The organism is Dyadobacter bucti (assembly GCF_005869225.1).
GTDB lineage: Bacteria > Bacteroidota > Bacteroidia > Cytophagales > Spirosomataceae > Dyadobacter > Dyadobacter bucti.
Genome location: NZ_SWFP01000004.1, coordinates 1 through 14,611, shown reverse-complemented (window position 1 = coordinate 14,611; position 14,611 = coordinate 1). Strand labels below are relative to the sequence as shown.

The following is a 14,611-nucleotide window of genomic DNA, read 5'->3' as shown; positions in this document are numbered from 1 at the left end:
CAATCAAAATCTCGTATAAAAATCTAAGTCGATTGGCTTGCCCGGTATGGTACTGTACTCAGCCCATCTATTCATTATCAAATCCCGGGCTCAGATAAAAGCAAGCGTTGCCAACCTCAAAAATGCCGAGATAGATGTAGCGGCAGCAAACCCGTGATCTTATGGCTTATTGGTTATTTCGGATTTGCGAGTTTTGGAATGGGTAATGTGATTCACATACTGCTTGTTATTGCAGTGATAGCTATCGTTCTACGACTGATTCGTGGGGATCGGGTCGTTTAGTGAACAAGGGAGCTGACTAAAAAGACGAGCCTAACTCCCTTAAAAAAGAGAGTGCCGATTATGTTGGGTAAGTATAAGATCTTAAACGCAACAGGGCCGGCACTCTACAACTGAAACGTAAATTGTTTTTTATAATCGGCGGGTGTCAGGCCGGTGTATTTTTTGAAGACATTGCGAAAGTAGCTCTGGTCTTCGTACCCCGTTTCATAGCAGATCTCCTTGATCGACGTATTTTCGTTTTCCAAGAGCTTTTTGGCAAGCTCCACCTTTACACGCTGAATGTATTCGGAAGGTGTATTGCTGGTCGCGGTTTTGAACCGCCGGATAAACGTACGCTCCGCCATCGTTGCGTCCTCGGCGAGCCTGGATACAATCAGTTTTTCGGCCGCATTCTGTTCTATAAAATTCTGGGTTTCAAGAATCTGCTCATCATTATGCCCTTTCTGGGCACTGAAAATGGAATAGTTGAGCTGTGAATGTTTACCTTTCTCGACCAGGAACATTTTCGCTGCATAGGTGCCAATTTCCTTTCCGTAATACTTTTCGATCAGATAAATACATAGGTTCTGGAACGATAGCGTCGCGCCGCCGGTTACCATCGCCCCATTATCCACGATAATCTTTTCGTCGATCAGCTTCACCTTCGGGAACATATTCCTGAAATCCCCGGAAGCAAACCAGGAAGTGGTCGCCTCCCTCCCGTCGAGATATCCGGTCGAAGCGAGAAAAAACGCGCCATTACAGGTGCTGCACAGCCTCGTGCCCTTTTTGTACTGGACTTTTAACCAATCGACGAAATCCCGGTGCTCCTCGATCAGGGTCGGCAAGTCACCGACAATGGCCGGGACGATCACCAGGTCCGCATGATCACAGTCGGCAAGCAGTATATCGCAGGTAATGTCGAACCCATTGTTTTGGACGGTACGCTCTTCATGAAGAGATACGAGCTGCACGCTGAACCATTTCTTTTTTTGATGGGGCAAATGGTTGTAAAAGTTCTCGGTCAGTTTGAGCATATCCATCATGCCGACTACCGAAGCCGAGACGCAATCTTTGAAAACAGGGATGATTACGCGCATAGGAATGAGGATTAATGTTTGGCAAATATACCATACCATATTGTCAGATATGCCATCCATTTATGCCAAATAGCAGGAGTAATTTTGCCATGTCGACAAAGAAAAAGATCGCTAACCTATTAACAATAAGAACAATGGCACAGTATCTCCTGAATTTTCATCATTTCCCGCTTTCGCCGGAAAACAAACCTTCGGCATCTGACATGGAAGCCGTCACCGCACATTGGCAACACTTCATCGCCGACATCGCCCGTCAGGGTAAATTCATCGGCACCCAGCGTCTGGATCAGTCCGGAAGTATCCTCGGTCCAGGCGGACAGGTTCAGGACGCCGTTAAGGATGGCCACGGACTGGTCGTAGGCACACTCACGCTCGAAGCTCAGGATCTGGCCGAGGCGGTCGAGTTGTCAAGGCAATGCCCGGTCCTGCAACTCGGCGGCAGTGTCGAAGTGCGTCCGATTATCCCGTTTGAAATGTAAATGAATAGCAGGAAGTAACGGACGATAACCGGCCTTCCTGCTCTTTCAATCCTCTTAATCTTATACCAAATGAACAAGATCTTGAACATCGGACGCTATCTTTTTCCTCTTTCCTTTTTGCTTTATGTTGGCCTGCATTTTGGCCAGCCGCAGGTTGGTGCGTCTTTTGTCCCATCCTGGATGCCCGCGCCGCTGTTCCTGAATTACTTTACCGGCGTTCTTATCCTGCTTTACATTATCAGCTGCCTCATCGGCCGGTACGACAAGCTTTCTTCGATCCTGATGGCCCTATACGTGTTGCTGATGATCTTCATTATACACATTCCCAGGGCACCGCATTCCCAAAACGATATGCTCAATATTTTCAGAAACCTGATGACGATTGGCGGGTTGCTTTTATATGCACGATACGCTGCAAAAGACCATCGATTTTTTAGTAAACCATTAACAAGCCCGCAAAATGGATAAAGTTTTAAAGTCTGGAAAATGGCTCTATGTGTTCACATTTTCCTTTTACGTCTTCCTGCATTTGTTCCTGGCCGATGTAGGTGTCCAACGGTATGTCCCCACATACCTGCCCTATCCGTACTTTTTCAATTACCTGACAGGCGTATGCATGCTGGCTTTTATGATCAGCTGCGTTATCGGCAAATACGATAAGCTGGCTGCCGTTTTGCTGGCTGTCTACTTGCTGCTGGTCACGGTGATGATCAACCTGCCCAATGCCAAAGACCCAATGGAAATGCTGAACGTTTTCAGGGTTGTTAACATGATCGGCGGCGCATTTATGTATGCTTTGGCCTTTTCGGAAGACAAACGGTTTATTGGATAAGCGATGAAAAACCGGAAAGCAATGATCGGCGCTTTCGGGAAAGCCGGGTACGATCCGGATCGTGGAAGGACCGATCTCCTGAACCAAAACCCGGACAGGTTAGGGTCAGGATTGAAGCCTCCACGGTCTCGGCAACGGATATTTTTATAAAGAAAGGCATTTACCCGCCCATTACCCGGATCCCCCAGCATGCGGCCCTCACTCCGCCGCTTGCATGGTTTTATCGGGTATTTCTGCCTATCAGATGTTTGTTCATTATGCAAATGTCAGATCCAGGCAGCGAATCCTGATCCGCGGGGGCAGCGGCGCCATTGGCAGTACACTGCTGCACCTTGGGCGAATGTATGAGCCTCGACAGGTCTGCGTTTGTCAAACTTTTCATCATGAAAAATGCATACAAAAGCTGAGTTCTCTAATATCAGATCTTCGCGAACTAGATCTTCCGTGAGATAGCTCCTCTAATAAGCTCACCGTCAAACCAATAGCTTTTTATAATAATAACGCGGTTTTAATGAGAAAGTTAATCACTGCGAATAGATCAGGGAAGTCCACCTTCATTTAGGCCATTGTACTTGTATTAGGGTTTGGCATTGAATGAGGGTCTAAAAGCGTTCAAGCTATCACGCATGATATGGAGTATCTCAAATCGCTAGCAATTAATGCTGCACGCCAAGCGATTCATCTTCCGTCTCGTTGATGCCTTTCAGCCAGCTTTCGATTCCAGGCTCGTCTCATCCTGATTAAGCAAGATCGCTAGTTCCTTTTTGTTTTTCAAGCTTCTTTCGCTCCTTAATAGCCCCCTTGATCACTTTCTTCGCTAGTTTTTGGCCGTCTTGTTAATGGCTTTGGAAAGCTTTTTTTGTATCCGCCTTTATGTCTTTTAGTTTGTCTTAAAGTGTTTCTGTAATACTTGCTGTGAACTGCTTTGTTTTCATTTCATGTGAAGTGCATTGTTTACCGTGCAAGGTGCAAAAGTAATACTTATCGGCCTTGCGCAATGTTGCCTTTTTTGTCCGCACTTATATATACGTAATAATTATTACAAGCCGTGAGTTTCCAGCAACGCCCTGGCCTGGCTGAGCCCATGCTTATAATGGATGCCAGTATCGTTATAGGTCCTCTCACCGCTGCTTGGAAGGCTTTAGCTTAATTAACAAGACTTCATCGACGCGAGCTGCGTAACTGTCGAGCAATGCCACATCGAAGAAAAGCTGTTGTTTTCCCATAGGTAGAAGCTAGCTGTATCCGGCCGCCAGCGAAGTCATCACTTCAACCAGTACTCCACCGCTTACAAAATATCCGGTCCCGATCTGCTCACAGGCTGGTTCAAGACCATTGGCTTGTGATCCAAATGTAATTTCAATATAAAGTTTCAGATCTTATAACAGCACGGAAGATCCGCTAATTTGCTTGAATTCATCCATCACCTGGTCATATTGCCGATCAGATATGCCATTGGCTTCAACCACCAGCTGTTTAATATTTTTTGACGCAGCTTTTCCAAACCTTCCATATTGCGGCAGGTTCAGCCCCGTCGGTTTAATGTAATGTGCCCGAACGGGCTCCTTTATGTATATTTCAATAAACGGCTCAATCTCTGTTTGCTGGTGCCTGTAATACGCCCTGATAACCATTTTTATCTGTTTGCCACCGGGCATTGTGAAGATTTTCTCGTAGACCATGATTGCTTAGTGTGTGATGCGAGGGGTGAATTTACAAAAAAGTATCCAGGCAAACCACCAGTTAACAAAACATAATCGACCCGGCCTGCGCTCCAAGTTAAGCCATAAGATAGGTGATTTTGTCAATGATTGCATGCAGGATGTTATCAGGTTGTGACGACTGTTTTAATGAGAAGTATTCACCGCCGGATTTGAAATGGTTCTTTACGTATCTTTGGGCTGCGCTTAGAGATGTGAAATATTTTTCGCCGCTGGCGACTCGTTCGTGCTTACTGCGAGGGCCAAAGCGCTGCTCAATGAAAGCAACGTCGCAGCTAGGGATGTTGTTGCTGATGCAACAGTCATAGACAGCATAAAAAGTTCTGCGGATTTGTCGTTTAAGATTTAAAGATCTGCTGCTGCGGGCTGCCTTTGTAACGTTTGCCATATATTATTTGAAAAGAATACCGGGTCATTAACTGGAATCTTCTGGAATTGGCTAAAAAGCAAAAATGGATGGTGTCAGGACACATTAAAGTTAACAAACAAAGACGAATCTTAACATTAAAAAAATGTAGGGGTCCCGCCTTGGCAGGAATGTGGGAAGTAAGAGCAACACATTATCTTATCGTTAAGTGGTATTCTAGCACTTTTTGAGGGTTTAAATTTGCGTTTGCAAGAATCAAGGCAAACAATGACACACGAAAAAACAGCGATTTACGAAATAAGCAATTTATCAAATAGATTGCTTAGAAATGAAAATGGCAAATATCTCCATTGTCTTGCTTCTGCCTTTCAGCAGGTTCTCTCCCACCGATCTGATCTCGTAGGCAGCCGGAAGATTAAGTATTTTGGCCAGGTCTTCTGACACCAGCAGGTCAGCCTCGAAATGATTGCAAAGTCCCTGTATCCTAGCGGAAGTATTAAGGACGTCGCCTGTAAAGACGATTTCCTTTTTTAACGATCCGATTTCCCCGGCAGTCACTATCCCAAAATGCAGCCCAGCTTTAAACGCAGGTAAGATGCCGAAATTACTAATGTATTTTTCCTCATTCATATCCAGAGCGCGTTTCATCGCGAAAAAGCACTCGATACTGTTATTATTTCTTAATCCGTCTTTTAGTTTCCAGCTGACAATCATTTCATCACCAGCGTATTGGTAGATTGTGCCCGCATAATCAATAACAGCAACTGACAAGTCAAAAAAGTATTCTTTCAGCATCTCAAAGTACCTGACATGCCCAAGATTTTCTGCTATTGTAGTTGATGATTTCATATCCAGGAACATAAATATCCGCTCTTCCTCTATCGGATGATGATATTTCCCTAAGAAAAAATTACTCAAGGTACCTGGACCGATACTTTGGCTAAATTCAGTGTAGAATTGCGTAATCAGAATTACCGAAGCAATGTATACCAGAAGACCGACCGCAGCGTAGTCAGTAAAAAATGCCCAGACTGGTGACGCTAAATTTTCAAGAGAGTGCTCACTATGCGTATATAGTGCATTCACCAACAGTATGACAATAAGAAAAATGATAGCAATGATCAGGTAAAAAAAGGATTTGAATACGATCTTTCTGGCGAAGCTATCCTTTATAAACCACTTACTGAAATAACCAATCTCCAGAACGCCGGTAATTAGACCCATCATCAGGCCCGCAATAGGGACTGCAAAAATGTTCGCTGCAAATTTGTACTGATTCCCCGTAGACGGATAGTAGTCCAGATCTCCGAGAATACCTTTTTCTAGTATGCAATAAATCAGGCTAAAAATAAACCATAACCCTCCAAAAGGAATGACAAGGGCAACATCTCTTTTGGTTTTCGGTGACAGCATGGATTGGATATTGAGGACCGACCATCAAAATAACCCTAAATTTTCAATACAAGCCCAAAAAATAAAAAAATGTAAATTATAGCTGTCTCCTGATTTTTGTCAAGGTTAGGGATACTTACATAGGGATGTCTCTTTCAGAAGCGTCAAACTTAATCCTTATTTTATCTTGATTATTAATTAGCCACTCGACTCCCAGTTCTGTTAGGAAACAGTGCGTTATCATGCGGCTATCATTGTAGTAGCTTTCCTCGATTTGCGTGAAATCTATGAGATTCTTTCTTTTTAATGTTCGAGTCGCAACATTTGTTGCGGCTCTCGTAAATCCTGCTTTGGTCATCTGATCGACCAAATATTCCACGCCAAGTATGTCGTGATGAGTAGGCTGATTTTCCAAGATAAGTCCTTTTTATTATCAAAAAGAATTATGTTAAAGTGAACGTCTCAAAGTTAAAAGTCAGAAATAATAATTTTGATAGGGCTACTATTCTATCCTTTAATATGATAACAAATGAAGTGGCAATACCGATAACCGCAATTCCGATTGCCATTCCCATTGATCTCGTCTTCAAATAATGGATAGTTGAAAGGTGCAAGCTAATGGAAGCGACGGCCAGGAAATAGTAGGGTATTAAAATGGACGTCGCAGGATAGTAGTTGAGTCCGGCCGCTGCGAAGTATAAATTGGTGTCCGGATGCTCGATGTACCGTGCGGAAAGAACTGCCCCCATGAGGGCAATGAGGAAAAATGAAAGGTAAAGGCCGGAATACACCTGGATTTTCTCGGCAATCGCCTGGGCATCCCGTTTGTAAATCAATCTGATGCCCATAACGATCTGGAATAAAATGACGACCAGCAGAAGCGTTTCCACGACCGGATGTCTGTAGGCGAGCCGGAACCGGCTCATGATCTGTATATGTTTTTCTGATCCATCCAGTGTAAAGAGATGTTAATAAGTAGAATGCTATCAAGACCGACAACGTAACACCGGATATGTAATGCGAGGTTTTAATTAATTTTCTTCTATAGTTTCGAATGTTCATGGAATACGCATTTGAAGCTGCTAACATGCACGGTCGGTAGCAGCCACCGACCGTGCATGTTCAGGACTATTTTAAAAACTGAAAGGTTGTCAGGCTTGGGGTGAGAGGGAACGCAGATACTCCTCAAAACGAATTTCACCCAAGTACGCATTTCCCTTCGGTACCAACGTCGATGTTGGCACTGCCAAACCGAAGTATTCATTACTGTCGTTAACCACAACTGATTTGCCCGCATCAGTTGCCTTGACATACTTCTCGACAAATTCATTCATAGGCCCACGGTCAGGGCCGGCAATTTCGACAGTTCCGTTCGCAGGTTCCGAAATTGCAAACCGGGCAATGAACAGCGCAACCTCCTCTGCGGCAATGGGCTGGAAGTCGATCTTTGAGACATGAACTTCATTCCCTTGCGTGCCTCCGGCAGCAATCGTCGGCACAAATTCCTGGAACTGGGTGCTGCGGACTATGGTATACGGTACGCCGGAGCTTTTTACCAGGTCTTCCTGGATTTTCTTGGCCTTCATATACCCCATACCTTCCATCATGTGTGTACCTACAATGGACAGGATCAAATGGTGTTTGATATCTGCATTCAGCTCGGCCGACAAAATGTTACGGCCTACGGTCTGAAAGAAATGGATGGCCGGTCCCTCGTCGAATGAAGGAGAGTTGGAAAGGTCAACGACCACATCCGTATTTTCCAATGCATCCGAAAGGCCTTCGCCTGTGAGTGCATTGATGCCCGTGGAAGGTGATCCCGCTATGACAGTATGGCCAAGCTGGCGAAGTTTTCTGGTGACGTTGGAGCCGATCAGGCCTGTGCCGCCTATGATTACAATTTTCATGATTTTTGGTTTTATGAATTATTAAAATGGATAAGCTTTGATTTATTGGTTAACCCAGTCGCAGAACCGGATTGCTCCAGGGTAAAAATCGCCTTGAGGGACTAACAGGGATTTTGGGATTTCAAAGAACATGTACTTATTGTCGTTGTTTACTTTCAAAGGCTTTTCCCCGCCTTTCACAGACAGATAATGGCTGACGAACTCGTTCATGGGAGCACGATCCGGCCCTGCGATTTCCACCGTCGTATTTTTTGGTTCTTCCAATGCGAGCCGCGTGACCAATGCGGCCACGTCTTCTGCCGCAATAGGTTGGTAATCAACATTAGAAATATGGATAGCCTGTTCGTCGGATTGCACCGCAATCAAAGTCGTCATGTGTTCGTGGAACTGCGTTGCGCGGATGATCGTGTAAGGGATGCCGGACGCTTTGATAATATCCTCTTGCTCTTTTTTGGCGCGAAGGTAACCGATGTACAAGGCTCGGTCGGTTCCTACGATTGAGAGAACGATGTGGTGTTTAACGCCGGCCGTCATTTCCGCCGCAGCCAGGTTCTTTCCGGCGGTACGAAAGAAATTAATCGCAGTTTCCTCCTCGGGAGAAGTCGAGTTAGAGAGGTCAACGACAACCTCGGCACCCTCCATGGCCTCAGCAAGTCCTTCGCCAGTCAAAGCATTGATCCCCGTTGAAGGAGCGGCTACCACCACCTGATGACCCAATATCCGCAGTTTTTCGCTGACCTTTGACCCGATTAACCCGGTGCCGCCTACAATTACAATTTTCATGGTTTTGAAATGTTTAAGTTTAAAATCTTACAGATGACTTTAAACTTGCCATTTCAATGCCAATTGGCTAGTAATTTGATTATCAGCTATATAATTAAAATAGCTCCTTCTGATTTTCACTTTATTTAGTGAAATCATGAAAAGGATCACCTTATTTGATGAGAATGGATGGAATGTTGCGTCTGATTAGAAGACTTAATGAGCGTAGTAATCGGCTTTTGAGATGCCCAGCTTACGTATCTTAGAATGCAGGGTGTTTCCGGGAATGCCCAGTATTTCGGCTGCCCCTCCTATGCCGGAAATCTTGCCGCCGCACCGGCGCAACACTTGTATGATATGCATGCGCTCGACCTCTTCCAATGGCAAATCGGATTGCATCGTCTTAGCGTCGGTATTTGCCGCGGCCGATTGCGGCAAGAAAAACTCGCTGATCATCGGACCTGTGGTCAATATGACCGAGCGCTCAACGAGGTGTTCGAGTTCGCGTACATTGCCGGGCCACAAATAGGCCTGTAATTGCCGCAATGCATTGGCTGAGAGCTTCACGGTTTTCTTGCCTATACTTTTGCTGAATTTGGATAAGAAAAATTCGGCAAGGCTTTCGATATCTTCGCGGCGGTTGCGAAGTGGCGGGAGCTTAATGGGAAATACATTTAAACGGTAATACAAGTCCGAACGGAACCGGCCCGCTTTCACTTCGGCTTCCAGGTCGCGGTTGGTGGCCGCTATGATCCGGACGTTTAATTTGATGGTGGTTTTGCCGCCTATGCGCTCCATTTCTTTTTCCTGTAAAACCCGCAGCAACTTCACCTGTGTTTCCAATGGCATCTCCCCCACTTCGTCCAGAAGAAGGGTGCTGTTATTTGCCAGCTCAAACTTTCCGATGCGCCGCTCGACAGCCCCAGTGAATGCGCCGCGCTCATGGCCAAACAACTCGCTCTCTATCAGGCTGGCTGGCATGGCCGCGCAATTGACTTTGATCATCAGCCTTTCTTTTCGGGCAGACGCGTTATGCAAGGCCTTTGCGATCAGCTCCTTGCCAGTACCCGTCTCGCCCAGCAGCAACACCGTCGAGTTGCTTTCAGCCACCAGGGAAATCAGCCGGTACACCTGCTGCATGGCCTCGCCACCACCGACGATCTCGTCAAAATCTTTATTGAGCTCTTGTTTGAGATAGTCGTTTTCGTCTTCCAGCTGCTTTTTCAAATGCAGGATCTGTTCGTGCGCAAGCACATTGGAAACCGCGGTGGAGATTTGGGCGCAAATGCCTTGCAAAAGCGGCCCACTGATCTGCTCACCCAGCATCCAAACCATCCCCAGATTCTGTTCACCCAATCTGAGCGCCGATGCATATACGCTGTTAAGCCCGCGCTGCTCACGCTGGATGGATAGTTTTAGACACTTCGCTTCCAGATTCTCATCAATGTGCAGCAAAATCGGCTGGCTACTTTCGAAAACCTGTTTTATATGCTGTTCATTAATATTCAAGGAGTAAAATTCCTCATTTTCTGCAACCTCATTTTCCTTGAAAAACCGCCGGTCGAGAAGGTAAGGCCGCAGGGTAACCTGGTCCTCTGCCAAGAGATACAAAACGGCGATCTGGGTTTTAAACAGGCCCTGCAAAACACTGGAAATGACATGATCCAAGTCCGATTTGGACTTAACACCCGTGATATCTTTTGAAAACGTGAGCATCAGCTGCTGCTCGGCCTGCCTGCGCAAAATGTCTTCGTTGGCCATAATGTTGCCCATCGCAATGGCAATCTGCGAGCAGATGCCCTGCAAGATCGGAATGTTGATCTCGTCAATGCTCAGCCAGAGCAGACCAATATTCGTGTTACCGTTCCGCAGTGCAATGCCTACCATTGTTTTGAAACCCATGTTTTCCCAAAGGTCCAGGTAGGAAAGCTTGTAGCCTCTCTGCAACTCGCGGCTCACATTGAAAAGCAACGGAATGTAGCTATCCAGAATACGGTTTTGGAGGCCGTCATTGATCGGGTACTTCTCAGCAAGCACCAGCGCCAGCAATGCCGGATCGAATGCAGAAGCGCCCGTATCGTACAGGTAAGCAGACATTGTTTCGCCATCTTCATTGATCTTGCGAATCACATAGCCTCTTTCAGGGTTAAGCTTCCGTAGTGCTGTTTTAACGACAATGGCCAGATCTTCCCTGGTCCGGACTGCCGTCATATCATTGCTGAAATCAAGCAGGAATGACTTTTCATTTTCCTTTTGCAGGGTCTCTTCGTTTTGGATGATGTTTAAAAACTGCTTCATCTGTGCTAGGAATATCTGAATTTAAGCTGATTTGTCCGCCATTTGCGCCAAATTGTCCGGCGGTTAAAATCCGCGACTATGCGTGCTTTGCATCAACAAAACAAATCAACCAAAGATATAAAACAGCCAAGAATGGATTCACTTAAAAACATAATTAATGCACAGGCCAGGGACGGGGTTCTAGTCCAAAGTTCCCAAAATCATTTCCATGTTTTTTTACTTAAAATCCATAAATGCCATTCAGTGCTTTTGCTTCAATACTTTTTGCAAATAGTGGTGTTTCTTCCTGGTTGTGAAGATCTGATGCAGCCTGGCGCGCTGCGGCTGCCTGTGCAAGGGTTATGCCGTGTTTATCAATAAATTCCAAAAACTGCGGTGTTGCCGTTGCATGAATTTCATTGGTGTATTCACAACGCTGATCATCAATTCTGGTGGCTTTCAGCTCCCAAAGCACCTGAACTTTGCTGCGTCCGTTCTGGCTGATCACATCAGACTGCGAGAGCATTCGACAATAGTCGGCACGGAATTCGGTCGCAACATAATGCTGGATTACCAATGCCTCGCCGATCATCTCGACATTGATCGACATCGGCTGACCGTCGTATGTCCTCGTAGCCCCGGCAGCGATATGATTGACGGAACATTTTTGATATTCGGCATCAGGCAGGTTGAGCAGCCAGTCAGCAATGTTTACTTTTTCGATGGGCGCGTTGATGATCGCTTTGGCTACAACATGAGACAACGCATTGGCAGTGGTTTGTTTGATTTCCATGATCTGTTTTGTTTTCGTTTGATAGTCCAAATGTCCGATGCAAAAGTTAATCGTCTAAACTCATTTTTTCGATCAGGTTCATCGCTAAAAACGATCAAGTGGTTATATTGCTGCATGGAGTTACGCCAATTGAAATATTTCAAAAAAGCGGCTGAGCTGCAAAATTTCACAGAAGCAGCCGCAGCACTGTTTATTACACAGAGCACATTGTCGCAACAGATCAAACAGTTGGAAGATGAACTTGGACTGCCGCTTTTTGATCGCATTGCCAAGCGCGTGCGGCTCACAGAAGCGGGGAGATCATTTTTGCCGTACGCTTTGAAAACATTGAAGGATTCAGAAGATGGAAAGGATATTCTCAAGGATCTGATGAATCTCAAAACAGGAACACTTTCTATTGGAGTTACGTATGGCCTTAGTAATCTGCTTACCAAGGCAGTAGCTGACTTTAATGAAAAACACCCACAGATCAAATTGATGATCAGTTTCGGGACAACGCAGGAGCTGCTCCGAAATTTGGAAGGAGGCAATCTGGATTTAATGCTATCATTTTACGATGAGCCAGACAATGAACGCACTACAACAGATCATTTATTTTCCGCTCAGCTATCCCTGATCGCCCATCGCGACCATCCCGTGACAGCCAAGAACGATATTAAGCTGAAAGACTTGCCTGATCTGCCACTGGTTTTACCCTCGGCCGGATACAGCATCCGCAGCTACCTGGACCTGGTAATGCAAAAGCATGATGTATCGCCTTCACTGAGCATAGAGGTCAATGACATACACACCCTGCTCCAATTTGCACAAACAAGTCGCTGGGTGACCGTGCTAATGAACTCGACAATACTTCATCATCCCGAATTAAAGGCCATTCCTATCACCGGAGCCGACATGCAGCGCCGGGCAACCATTGCCTGGCTAAAAGGTGCTTACAGAAAGAAGTCCGCTTCGTCATTGGCTGACATGTTGATTCTGCATGCCGCAGACTATCAGCTACCATAGATTCGGACGGGCAGATTTTAAGCGGCGCGCTGCTATTTCATACTTATACCTTCGAAAATGGAAAAGTGCGGATGATGGCGATTGAACATTAGGGCTCGCCATTGATGGTTTTTGAAATTTTGTATCTTACCGAAATTTTAAAAAACCCCACACACGAATGAAAACATCCCTCGCTCATCTCCCACAAAACAAACAAGACCAATTAAAGGCGCTTACCCAAATTGTACTCGACAAAGTCCCGGCAGAAATGATCATTCTCTTCGGCAGCTATGCGCGGGGTGACTGGGTCGAGGATTATCAGGAAAAGTATGAGTATGTGAGCGATTTTGACATTCTGATCGTCACCAAAGACAAAAATTCGGCAAAACAAGTCAAGAAATCGCGTGAGCTCGAGGAAGAGCTGATAGCCAATGAGGATATCACGCGAACTAGCATTATTTACCACAGCATTGGCTTCGTGAACGACAAGATCGAACGGAATTACTACTTCTTTGTCGATATTTTGAGGGAAGGAATTATCCTTTACGATTCCGGGAAATACAGCTTATCTGAGCCAAAATTGATGAACTCAGAAGAAAGGCATATAAAAGCTACGGATGCGTTTGAGCATTGGTTCAAATCTGCCAGTAAACGTTTAATAGGCTTTAAATTCTATTTACAGGAAGGAGAAAAAGATTCAGATTTCTACACCGATGCGGCTTTTGAACTTCACCAAGCGGCGGAAAGATTTTATACCGCGGTTCTTTTGGTCTTCACAGATTACAAGCCAAAGATTCATGATATCGAGGAATTGGGAAGTCAAGCGATAAAACTCCATTCCAATTTTGCTACGGTTTTTCCTAGAAATACAGCCGAGGACGACCGGATGTTTAAACTTCTAAAAAAGGCCTACATTGACGCGAGGTACGAAAAGAATTATAAGATTGAAAAAGAGGAATTAGAATACCTTGGCGGTCGGGTGACTTTGCTGAAAGAGTTGACGGAACGGATTTGCAGGGAGCGGATTGCGGGGTTTAGTGCCGATCTATCATAGGAGTGTTAGGGTAATTTCTTTGCCAGTTGTTACGCCACATGTGGAATATAGTTTAACAAATTGCGGTCGGGATTTAGAGCCTGTTATATCTGAGATGTTCAAGTGGTCTTTGAAATACAATATCTGAGTGATGTTGTTGAATCGTGCGCTATAACTGGCCGATTATGCTGACATCTGTCAGAACCAAACCAATTATCGACCAGGTGGTGGCCATTTGTAATCTGACTGGTTGCAACATCAATCCAGGAAAAACGAATCCGTAGAAAATAGATTACATGGTCGACCCCCCGCCGGTTCTTTCTACCAAAAATAACTATACAAGAAAACCAGCAACACCAGAATCACCGCCGCGCCCAGCATAAAACTTTTATGCGCGCGGAACATGGAAGCGTCCACTTCCAGTCCCTGTTTCTCGTCGGGCAAAACGTAGCTCAGGATAAACATTCCGATCACGCAGATCACGAAGACCCAGCCCATTCTGTCCAGGAAAGGCACTTGCGACCAGTCCACGAACGGAAGCCAGTTGTTATGCATTCCCAGTGCGATCAGGAAACCTGAGGTGGCTCCCGAAAGCGGCACACATTTTTGCACAACATGATGCAAAATGGGAGTTCAGAAAGAGAGCAAAACCCGAAAGAGTTATGATGCTGAGTTTAAGCAGGAAGTAACGAGAATGTTGGCT

At 45.4% G+C, this 14,611-nt stretch carries 18 protein-coding genes; 7 read left to right on the top strand and 11 right to left on the bottom strand.

What is annotated here, in order from left to right; all coding sequences use genetic code 11:
* The first annotated feature begins 153 nt into the window (after positions 1-153).
* Entirely contained in the window at positions 154-282 is a 129-nt protein-coding gene (locus FBF61_RS13995; protein WP_138478182.1) for a lmo0937 family membrane protein, read from the top strand.
* Between the two features lie 104 nt (positions 283-386).
* On the opposite strand, the gene FBF61_RS13990 is transcribed toward FBF61_RS13995, so the two are convergent.
* A complete protein-coding gene (locus FBF61_RS13990; protein ID WP_166444522.1) occupies positions 387-1,361 on the bottom strand; it encodes a GlxA family transcriptional regulator in 975 nt (324 codons plus the stop codon).
* Between the two features lie 62 nt (positions 1,362-1,423).
* On the opposite strand from FBF61_RS13990, the gene FBF61_RS13985 reads away from it, so the two are divergent.
* The 3 genes from FBF61_RS13985 to FBF61_RS13975 all read left to right on the top strand — a co-directional run bounded on the left by FBF61_RS13985 (position 1,424) and on the right by FBF61_RS13975 (position 2,672).
* The gene (locus tag FBF61_RS13985; protein ID WP_166444521.1) at positions 1,424-1,840 is read left to right on the top strand and encodes a YciI family protein; all 417 of its coding nucleotides are present in this window, start codon (positions 1,424-1,426) and stop codon (positions 1,838-1,840) included.
* A gap of 69 nt (positions 1,841-1,909) precedes the next feature.
* Positions 1,910-2,308, top strand: coding sequence for a DoxX family protein (locus FBF61_RS13980; protein ID WP_138478175.1), 399 nt, complete (start codon positions 1,910-1,912; stop codon positions 2,306-2,308).
* On the top strand, positions 2,301-2,672 hold the full coding sequence (locus FBF61_RS13975) for a hypothetical protein (protein WP_138478173.1): 372 nt from the start codon (positions 2,301-2,303) through the stop codon (positions 2,670-2,672). Before FBF61_RS13980 ends, FBF61_RS13975 begins: the two co-directional genes overlap by 8 nt.
* A gap of 1,379 nt (positions 2,673-4,051) precedes the next feature.
* Here the strand turns inward: FBF61_RS13975 and FBF61_RS13970 are convergent.
* The 9 genes from FBF61_RS13970 to FBF61_RS13930 form a co-directional block, all read right to left on the bottom strand.
* On the bottom strand, positions 4,052-4,354 hold the full coding sequence (locus FBF61_RS13970; RefSeq protein WP_138478171.1) for a hypothetical protein: 303 nt from the start codon (positions 4,352-4,354) through the stop codon (positions 4,052-4,054).
* A 97-nt stretch (positions 4,355-4,451) separates the two neighbouring features.
* Positions 4,452-4,781 carry a hypothetical protein gene (locus FBF61_RS13965; RefSeq protein WP_138478169.1) on the bottom strand — a complete coding sequence of 110 codons (330 nt, stop codon included), beginning with the start codon at positions 4,779-4,781 and terminating at the stop codon, positions 4,452-4,454.
* Positions 4,782-5,069: 288 nt separating this feature from the next.
* A complete protein-coding gene (locus tag FBF61_RS13960) occupies positions 5,070-6,173 on the bottom strand; it encodes an adenylate/guanylate cyclase domain-containing protein (RefSeq protein ID WP_138478166.1) in 1,104 nt (367 codons plus the stop codon).
* 115 nt (positions 6,174-6,288) lie between these two features.
* On the bottom strand, positions 6,289-6,567 hold the full coding sequence (locus tag FBF61_RS13955) for a hypothetical protein (RefSeq protein ID WP_138478164.1): 279 nt from the start codon (positions 6,565-6,567) through the stop codon (positions 6,289-6,291).
* A 28-nt stretch (positions 6,568-6,595) separates the two neighbouring features.
* The gene (locus FBF61_RS13950; RefSeq protein WP_229215045.1) at positions 6,596-7,078 is read right to left on the bottom strand and encodes a hypothetical protein; all 483 of its coding nucleotides are present in this window, start codon (positions 7,076-7,078) and stop codon (positions 6,596-6,598) included.
* Positions 7,079-7,303: 225 nt separating this feature from the next.
* Complete coding sequence (locus tag FBF61_RS13945) at positions 7,304-8,059, bottom strand: SDR family oxidoreductase (RefSeq protein WP_138478162.1); 756 nt, start codon at positions 8,057-8,059, stop codon at positions 7,304-7,306.
* A 42-nt stretch (positions 8,060-8,101) separates the two neighbouring features.
* Positions 8,102-8,842 (bottom strand): SDR family oxidoreductase, encoded by a 741-nt coding sequence (locus tag FBF61_RS13940; RefSeq protein ID WP_138478160.1) that lies wholly within the window; start codon positions 8,840-8,842, stop codon positions 8,102-8,104.
* 195 nt (positions 8,843-9,037) lie between these two features.
* Positions 9,038-11,119, bottom strand: a complete 2,082-nt coding sequence (locus tag FBF61_RS13935; RefSeq protein WP_138478158.1) for a sigma 54-interacting transcriptional regulator — start codon at positions 11,117-11,119, stop codon at positions 9,038-9,040.
* A 220-nt stretch (positions 11,120-11,339) separates the two neighbouring features.
* Positions 11,340-11,891 carry a hypothetical protein gene (locus FBF61_RS13930; RefSeq protein ID WP_138478156.1) on the bottom strand — a complete coding sequence of 184 codons (552 nt, stop codon included), beginning with the start codon at positions 11,889-11,891 and terminating at the stop codon, positions 11,340-11,342.
* 114 nt (positions 11,892-12,005) lie between these two features.
* Between FBF61_RS13930 and FBF61_RS13925 the strand changes: the two genes are divergently transcribed.
* The 3 genes from FBF61_RS13925 (at position 12,006) to FBF61_RS35545 (ending at position 14,056) form a co-directional block, all read left to right on the top strand.
* A complete protein-coding gene (locus tag FBF61_RS13925) occupies positions 12,006-12,896 on the top strand; it encodes a LysR substrate-binding domain-containing protein (RefSeq protein ID WP_166444520.1) in 891 nt (296 codons plus the stop codon).
* A gap of 157 nt (positions 12,897-13,053) precedes the next feature.
* Positions 13,054-13,929, top strand: coding sequence for a HEPN domain-containing protein (locus FBF61_RS13920; protein WP_138478152.1), 876 nt, complete (start codon positions 13,054-13,056; stop codon positions 13,927-13,929).
* Positions 13,913-14,056 (top strand): winged helix-turn-helix transcriptional regulator, encoded by a 144-nt coding sequence (locus tag FBF61_RS35545; protein WP_374756613.1) that lies wholly within the window; start codon positions 13,913-13,915, stop codon positions 14,054-14,056. The genes FBF61_RS13920 and FBF61_RS35545 overlap by 17 nt, the downstream gene beginning before the upstream one ends.
* A 173-nt stretch (positions 14,057-14,229) precedes the next feature.
* Here FBF61_RS35545 and FBF61_RS13910 read toward each other — a convergent pair whose 3' ends face one another.
* Positions 14,230-14,508, bottom strand: a complete 279-nt coding sequence (locus FBF61_RS13910; protein WP_166444519.1) for a hypothetical protein — start codon at positions 14,506-14,508, stop codon at positions 14,230-14,232.
* Positions 14,509-14,611 lie beyond the last annotated feature (103 nt).

Coding starts and splice junctions, on each gene's coding strand:
- FBF61_RS13990 (WP_166444522.1), bottom strand. CDS start 1,361: ATGCGCGTAATCATCCCTGTTTTCAAAGATTGCGTCTCGGCTTCGGTA.
- FBF61_RS13985 (WP_166444521.1), top strand. CDS start 1,424: ATGCCAAATAGCAGGAGTAATTTTGCCATGTCGACAAAGAAAAAGATC.
- FBF61_RS13980 (WP_138478175.1), top strand. CDS start 1,910: ATGAACAAGATCTTGAACATCGGACGCTATCTTTTTCCTCTTTCCTTT.
- FBF61_RS13975 (WP_138478173.1), top strand. CDS start 2,301: ATGGATAAAGTTTTAAAGTCTGGAAAATGGCTCTATGTGTTCACATTT.
- FBF61_RS13970 (WP_138478171.1), bottom strand. CDS start 4,354: ATGGTCTACGAGAAAATCTTCACAATGCCCGGTGGCAAACAGATAAAA.
- FBF61_RS13965 (WP_138478169.1), bottom strand. CDS start 4,781: ATGGCAAACGTTACAAAGGCAGCCCGCAGCAGCAGATCTTTAAATCTT.
- FBF61_RS13960 (WP_138478166.1), bottom strand. CDS start 6,173: ATGCTGTCACCGAAAACCAAAAGAGATGTTGCCCTTGTCATTCCTTTT.
- FBF61_RS13950 (WP_229215045.1), bottom strand. CDS start 7,078: ATGAGCCGGTTCCGGCTCGCCTACAGACATCCGGTCGTGGAAACGCTT.
- FBF61_RS13945 (WP_138478162.1), bottom strand. CDS start 8,059: ATGAAAATTGTAATCATAGGCGGCACAGGCCTGATCGGCTCCAACGTC.
- FBF61_RS13940 (WP_138478160.1), bottom strand. CDS start 8,842: ATGAAAATTGTAATTGTAGGCGGCACCGGGTTAATCGGGTCAAAGGTC.
- FBF61_RS13935 (WP_138478158.1), bottom strand. CDS start 11,119: ATGAAGCAGTTTTTAAACATCATCCAAAACGAAGAGACCCTGCAAAAG.
- FBF61_RS13930 (WP_138478156.1), bottom strand. CDS start 11,891: ATGGAAATCAAACAAACCACTGCCAATGCGTTGTCTCATGTTGTAGCC.
- FBF61_RS13925 (WP_166444520.1), top strand. CDS start 12,006: ATGGAGTTACGCCAATTGAAATATTTCAAAAAAGCGGCTGAGCTGCAA.
- FBF61_RS13920 (WP_138478152.1), top strand. CDS start 13,054: ATGAAAACATCCCTCGCTCATCTCCCACAAAACAAACAAGACCAATTA.